Annotated in this window: 6 protein-coding genes; 1 reads left to right on the top strand and 5 read right to left on the bottom strand. The window is 71.8% G+C overall.

The window, feature by feature from the left end; genetic code table 11:
- Nucleotides 1-8 precede the first annotated feature (8 nt).
- Together ACN6LB_RS42045 and ACN6LB_RS42050 are read right to left on the bottom strand one after the other, a co-directional pair.
- Nucleotides 9-1427, bottom strand: coding sequence for an FAD-dependent oxidoreductase (locus ACN6LB_RS42045; RefSeq protein ID WP_445030497.1), 1419 nt, complete (start codon nt 1425-1427; stop codon nt 9-11).
- 65 nt (nt 1428-1492) lie between these two features.
- The gene (locus ACN6LB_RS42050; protein ID WP_445030498.1) at nt 1493-2683 is read right to left on the bottom strand and encodes a DUF993 family protein; all 1191 of its coding nucleotides are present in this window, start codon (nt 2681-2683) and stop codon (nt 1493-1495) included.
- Nucleotides 2684-2936: 253 nt separating this feature from the next.
- Between ACN6LB_RS42050 and ACN6LB_RS42055 the strand changes: the two genes are divergently transcribed.
- Nucleotides 2937-3395, top strand: a complete 459-nt coding sequence (locus ACN6LB_RS42055) for an SRPBCC family protein (protein WP_356143499.1) — start codon at nt 2937-2939, stop codon at nt 3393-3395.
- Nucleotides 3396-3562: 167 nt separating this feature from the next.
- Here the strand turns inward: ACN6LB_RS42055 and ACN6LB_RS42060 are convergent, their stop codons facing one another.
- The 3 genes from ACN6LB_RS42060 to ACN6LB_RS42070 form a co-directional block, all read right to left on the bottom strand.
- Nucleotides 3563-3760 (bottom strand): ferredoxin, encoded by a 198-nt coding sequence (locus tag ACN6LB_RS42060; protein ID WP_356143501.1) that lies wholly within the window; start codon nt 3758-3760, stop codon nt 3563-3565.
- Between the two features lie 11 nt (nt 3761-3771).
- Complete coding sequence (locus ACN6LB_RS42065; RefSeq protein ID WP_445030499.1) at nt 3772-5037, bottom strand: cytochrome P450; 1266 nt, start codon at nt 5035-5037, stop codon at nt 3772-3774.
- Between the two features lie 400 nt (nt 5038-5437).
- Nucleotides 5438-6565 carry an NADH:flavin oxidoreductase gene (locus tag ACN6LB_RS42070; RefSeq protein ID WP_445030500.1) on the bottom strand — a complete coding sequence of 376 codons (1128 nt, stop codon included), beginning with the start codon at nt 6563-6565 and terminating at the stop codon, nt 5438-5440.
- Nucleotides 6566-6781 lie beyond the last annotated feature (216 nt).

The following is a 6781-nucleotide window of genomic DNA, read 5'->3' on the forward strand; positions in this document are numbered from 1 at the left end:
AAGCGGGATCAGTTCCCGGAAACGGCGTGATCGATTTCCTGGGCGGGTGCGTCCAGAATGTCGCCGAATTCGGGGAACTGGGCTATTGCTTGAGCCGCGGTCAATTGCGGCAGGCGGGGGCCGCGCAGCAGGGCCAGCAGATTCGCGGGCGCGAAGATGGCCAGGGGTGAGCCGGACAGGGCGGCGGCGTTGAACACCGCCTCGGCGACCCGCCCGTTCTCCGCGGCGACCTTGGTGATGCGCTCGTTGAGGCGTTGCTGGGAGGGGCTGGGGCGGCGCTTGGCGTTGGACTGCACGTCCGGGAAGAAGTGGTCCTGGGTGGTGGCCGCCATCCACGGTGCGACGGCGATCTTGGCGAGGGCCTTTTGGGCCTTGCGGGACAGGCCGGGGCGCAGGCCGCGGTGGCGGCGCAGCGTCTCGCGCAGGGCGACGGCCTGGCGGGCGGCCTGGGACATGCCGGTGCCGTAGTTCGGGTTGGGTGCCATCAGCGAGTCGCCGGTGGCGAGGAAGCCCTCCGGGACCGGCAGCTTCTCGTAGTAGCGGCGGCGGTTGGCCATGCCCCGGTAGGGGCGGATCTCGGAGACCGGCCGGGCCTTGTCGATGAGCTCGGCGATGACCGGGTGGCGGGTGGCGCGCGCGAACTCCACGAAGCCCTCCTCGTCGGTGGGCGGCACGGCGCCGCGGGTGCCGAAGAGGGTGACGATCCAGCGGCGGCCCTCGTTGGGCAGCAGCGCCGCGCCACGGCCGGGCTTGCCGGTGCCGGCCTGGGCCTGGATGAGCACGCCGGGGAAGTCCTCGCGCAGGCCGGGCGGTGCTTCGAACACCCGGCTGGCGTAGGCGAATCCGCCGTCCACGACCTCCTCGTAGACCGCCGGCACGCCGAGGGCGGCGAGCCAGTCGGGGGCCTTGGAGCGGCGGCCGGTGGCATCCACCACGAGGTCGGCGTCAAGGGTCTGCTCGTCCTCGCCGGCCGGCTGGATACGGACCCCGGTGACCCGCTCGGCGCTGCCGGTCAGGCCCGTCACCCGGGTGCCCTGCAGCACGGTGATCCGCTCGTTTGCCAGGGCCCGGCCGCGCACCACGTGGTCGGTCAGGTCGCGGCTGCACAGCAGCACGTACGCGGAGCTGGGCTGGCGGCGAAACCAGCCCTCGCCGGAGCGGGTCAGGTTTCCGGAGGGCAGCGAGCGGCGCTTGGCGCCGGCCGCCTGCAGTTCCTCGGTGATGCCGGGCAGCAGGGATTCCAGCGCCTCGACGCCCCCGCGCATGAACATGTGGTTGTGGTGGCCCTGCGGCAGCCCGCGCCGGGGGGCGGGGGTGTCGGGGTAAAAGTCGCTGTCGACGATGGTGACGGCGTCGGCCGATCGGCTCAGCGCGACCGCGGCGAGCACCCCCGCCATTCCGCCACCGAGCACTACTGCCCTGGTCATTGCGCGCTTCCTTCCTGCACTGCCGGTGGTTCTCGCTACGGTGCGTGCCGCTGTTGGCTGGGTGGTCAGTTGTCGATCCCGCACGTGGCGAGGTAGGTCGTCATGCGCCGCTGGGCCAGGGCGGGGTCGGGGAAGAGGCCGAGGGTGTCGGCGAGCCGGTAGGCGGTCGCCAGGTGCGGCACGGAGCGGGCCGCCTGCTCGCCCCACACCATCCGGGAGTGGCTCGCGTGGCCGGCCAGCCAGCCGAGGAAGACCAGGCCCGTCTTGAAGAAGAGGGTGCTGCGCAGCGGTCCCGCGAAGACGTGCCGGTTGAGTACGAGCGTCTCCTCCAGCAGGGCGCGGGCGCCGGCGTCGTCGCCGTCGTCCAGGGCGCGCAGCGCCTGCGCGGCCAGCGGGGCGACCGGGTCGAACACCGGGGACAGGGCGTCGCTGAAGCCCTGTTCGTCGCCCAGCAGCAGCTCGGGGTAGGCGTCGGTGTCGCTGGTGTAGAAGCGCACGCCCTGCGGCAGACGGCGGCGCAGCTCGGTCTGGCGCTCCACGCTCAACGGGGCGAGCTTGACGCCGTCGACCTTGTCCGGGTGCTGCTTGACCAGGTCGATCAGGGCGTCGTAGGCGGCGTCCAGGTCCTGGTGGCCGAAGTAGCCCGCGTGGAAGGGGATCCACTCGGGCAGGATCCAGTGGATGACGGCCGGCTTGGTCGCCTGGCGCAGGAGATTGCCGTACACCTCGGCGTAGTCGTCGGGGCCCTGCGCCACGGCGGCCAGTTGCGGGCTGCACATGATGATGGCCTGCGCGCCGGCCTCCTCGACGACCTCCAGCTGCTGCTCGAAGGCCGCGGCGACGTCCTTGAGGGAGTGCTGGGCGAACGGGTCGAGCTGGTCGGTGGTGATGGCCGCGGCCAGCCGGCCGCCGACCGCGCGGGCCTCGGCGCCGGAGCGGCGGATCAGCTCCGCGGCGCCCGGCCAGTCCAGGCCCATGCCGCGGTGGGAGGTGTCCAGCGCCTCGGCGACGGTGTAGCCGTGCGCCCACAGGTGGCGCCGAAAGGTGAGGGTGGCGTCCCAGTCCAGGCGCTGCTCGGGCGGCGGGCCGACCGGCGGCCCGAACGGCTCGTTGGCGGCCAGCGGATCACCGACGACGTGTGCCGTCGCAAGGATGGACCGCTTGCGGAACGGGGTGGCCACCGCGGTGAATTCACGCGGGGACGGGTTGGGCCGGTACGACGTGAGCGTACCGTCCGGCTCCGGCAGTTTTATCATCGCTTCAGCTCCGAGACCTCACTGGAATCCACTGGCGATTCATTAAATCCAGCCGCCTCTTGGCCACTCCAGACGACCGACCCCCTAAGTCACCGGCAGCTCCCCCTAGTTTCCCGCGGAGGCGTTCGGCCGGAAATGCTTAGGGGGTCGTGGCACTGGATACGGCGGGCGCGGTTGTGACTTCATGGAATAGCGGTCGGCCGGCTTGCGGTTCGCCGCGTTCTCACTGGCCGTCAGACGTTGGAAGGTAACTATGTGGAAGTTTGAACACAGCGTGGAGGCCAAGGCCACTCCGGCGGCGGTGTGGGCCCGCTACACCGACCTGCCGTCCTGGCGCGACTGGTACAACGACGTCAGCACGATCCGTGTGCAGGGCCCGTTCGTCTCCGGCGCCAAGGGTGTCATCGAGCAGGACCCGGAGCAGGGCCACCACCCGCAGCCGGTGCCCTTCACCCTCGTCGACGTCGTCGAGAACGAGGGCTTCACCCTGGAGTGCATGGCGCCGACCTCCGAGTCGGGCGTGAAGGACGAGACGTTCCTGCGCACCAGCCTGCGTGCCGTCGACAACGGCAAGGGCGGTGTGACGATCACCCACTCGGCGATCCTCGACGGTCCGCAGAGCGCCGAGGTCGGCGAGGCGATCGGCAAGTTCCTCAGCTCCAACCTGGTGCTGGGGCTGGAGCGGCTGGCCAAGGTGGTCGAGACCGCCTGACCCCGCTGCGCACCCTCTCCTGATCCCCGGCCGCCCGCCGTCCCCCGCGGGCGGCCGGTGTCCTGCGCGCCCTCGGACGGCGGGGGCGCGCACACGCCGACGGCCCGCACCCTCCTGTCTTCCTCAGGGAAGAAGGGTGCGGGCCGCCGGCACGGGCCGGGCGCCGCTCAGGTCGCGGTGACGGTGATGGCGGACACCGGGCAGAAGTCGGCGGCCTCCTCGGTGGCCGCGTGCAGTTCGGCGGACGGGCTGTCGGACACCAGCGTCACCCGCCCGTCGGTGCTGCTCTGTTCGAAGACCTCGGGGACCGCGAGCGCGCAGGAGCCGGAGCCCACGCACCGCCCGCGGTCGGCAAAGACCCGCATCTCGCGTCCTTTCACCAGGTGACGGGCAGTTCGTGCAGACCGTAGATGTGGCCGCCGTGCATGAACGACAGCTCCTCGACCTCGCAGGCCGTGCGCAGGGTGGGGATCCGCTTCAGCAGCGTGCTGAAGACGATCTCCAGCTGGACCCGGGCGAGGTTGGCGCCCAGGCACTGGTGGGCGCCGTAGCTGAAGGCCAGGTGGTTCTTGGAGTCGCGGTGGATGTCGAGCGCCTGCGGGTTGTCGAAGACCGTCTCGTCCCAGTTCGCCGCGCCGTTGCTGGCGATGACGCCCTCGCCCGCGCGGATGGTGATCCCGCCGACCTCGATGTCGGCGCTCGCCACCCGGACGGTCGCGGAGTCCGCGATGGACAGGTAGCGCAGCAGTTCGTCGACGGCCTTGCGGGTCAGTGACGGGTCGGCGCGCAGTTCGTCGGCCACCTCGGGATTCTGCAGGAGCACCAGGGTGCCCAGGCCGATCATGTTGGCGGTGGTGTCGAAGCCGGCCACCACCAGCAGCCGGGCGATGGACACCAGGTCGGCCAGTTCGAGGCGGGACTCCTCGCGGTTCTTGACGACCAGGCGGCTGAGCAGGTCGTCGCCCGGCTCCTGTTCCTTCTTCTCGATCAGCCGGCCGAGGAAGCCGTCCATCTCGGTGTAGAGAACCGTGATCTCCTCCTGGGTGGAGTCCCGGTTCATGGTGACCTCGGAGTAGCGCCGGAAGTAGTCGATGTCCTCCGGGTCGGCGCCGAGCATCTCGCAGAACAGCAGCGAGGGGACCGGCGCGGCCAGTTCCTTGACCAGGTCCACGGGGCCGCCGGCGGCGAGCATGGCGTCGATCCGCTCGTCCACGATCTGCTGGATGCGCGGCTTGAGGGACTGGATGCGGCGGGCGGTGAACTCGGGGATGACCAGGCGCCGCTGGGTGGTGTGCTCGGGCGCGTCGAGCGCGGAGAAGGGGAACTTGACGAACTGCAGCACCTCTTCGGGCACCGCGAACTGCAGCGGGTAGCCGGGCGCCTTGGCGTTGGAGCTCATCGCCGGGTCACCGAGGACCTTCTTCACGTCCTCGTAGCGGGTGAGCAGCCAGGCCTCCTTGCCGGACAGCCGCAGCCGGACCTTGGTCGCCGGGTGCTGCGGGCGCAGCTGGGCGTACTCGTCGGGTGTGCTGAGCGGGCAGGAGCGGATGAAGGGGAAGTCCAGCGCGGCGCTGTCGTCGCTGGCGGAAGGGGTGGCATGGGCCGGGCACTGACTGGTCTCGGCCTGGGCGACGTCGGACATGACGTTCGGTGTCCTCTCGGGGCTGGAATGGGAGCAGGCGCGGGGCCGGCCGGCAAAACAGGGGCAGGATCGGGGCGGGGTCGGGTCGGGGGGCGGCGTCTTCGGCGCCGAAGGCACCGCGGCCGCGACGGCAACTGGACTGCAACTACGACTGCAACTGCGGCTGCGACGCGGCCGGACTTCGGCCGCGGCTGAAATTCGGCTGCGACGCGGCTGTGGCTTGATCCGCCGGGCGGGCCGCCGGGCGGGGCGGGCGGTGGTGCGGGGCTGGGCCCGCGCCGTCCGCCGCGGCTGCCTGCCGGCGGCGGGGTGGGTCCCGGCGGCGCGCCGCCCGCCCCGCCGGCGGGTGGCGCGGCCCGCAGGGGCCGGGGCGCCCGCGGGGTGCTGCGGGCGGGTGGTGTCAGTCGAGGCTGGCCAGGGCGGCCGGGCTGAAGGCGGTCAGTTCCTCACCGCGGCCGTCGCGGATCTTGGCGACCCACTCGGCGTCGCCGAGCAGGGCCCGGCCGACCGCGACGAGGTCGAACTCCTCGCGCTCCAGCCGCTCCAGGACCCCGCCGACGCCCTCGGTGCCGGCGCCGGTGCCCTCGGCGAACATGGTGACGAAGTCGCCGTCCAGGCCCACCGAGCCGACGGTGATGACCGGCTTGCCGGTGATCTTCTTGGTCCAGCCCGCCAGGTTCAGGTCCGACCCCTCGAACTCGGGGATCCAAAAACGCCGGGTCGAGCAGTGGAAGGCGGTCACGCCGGACTGGGCGAGCGGGGTGAGGAACTCCTCCAGCTCCTGCGGGTTTTCGGCCAGCCGGGCGGTGAAGTCGGCGGTCTTCCACTGCGAGAAGCGCAGCACCACCGGGTAGTCGGGGCTGACCCGGGCGCGTACGGCGTCGATGATCTGCACGGCGAAGCGGGTGCGGGCGACGATGTCGCCGCCGTAGCCGTCGGTGCGCTGGTTGGTGCCCGCCCAGAAGAACTGGTCGATCAGGTAGCCGTGGCCGCCGTGCAGTTCGACGCCGTCGAAGCCGAGCCGCTCGGCGTCGGCGGCGGCCTGCGCGAACGCCTCGACCACGGCGTCGATCTGCGCCTGGGTCATCGGCTCGGTGACCTGATGGCCGGGGGCGACGAGTCCGGAGGGGCCCACCAGTGCGGTGCCGGGGCCGAGCGCCTCGCCGGCGAGCGGGTCGAGGCCGACGTGCCACAGCTGGGCGAATATCTTGCCCTCGGCCGCGTGCACCTGGCGCACCACCTCCGACCAGCCGGCCAGGGCCTTCTCACCGTAGAAGTGCGGCACGGCCGGGTTGTAGGAGGAGCCGGGGTGGTCGACCACGGTGCCCTCGGTGACGATCAGGCCCACGCCGTGCTGTGCCCGTCGCGCGTAGTAGGCCGCGACCTCGGGCCCGGGAACGCCGCCCGGTGACATGGTGCGGGTCATCGGCGCCATGACGAAGCGGTTCTTGAGCGGTACGCCGCCCAGCGTCACCGGGGTGAACAGCGGGCCGACCGGGCGGGTCGGGGCGGGCTCAGTGGACGCGATGGACATAAGGGGGACGTTCCCTTCAACTGGATCGGCCGGCCGTGCACTGGGTCGGTGTCCTGGTCCGCACCGATTCGGCCACGTACCGATTGAAACCAAGCGGGGGCCGCTCGAGCCACGCGTTCGACCCCCTAAACACCGCGTCCGCCCCCCTAAAGGGAAGGGGGGCGGCGGCGCGGTCCCGGGGGGGGGGGGGGGGGGGGGGGGGGGGGGGGG

This window comes from Streptomyces sp. SAS_270, from assembly GCF_052543295.1.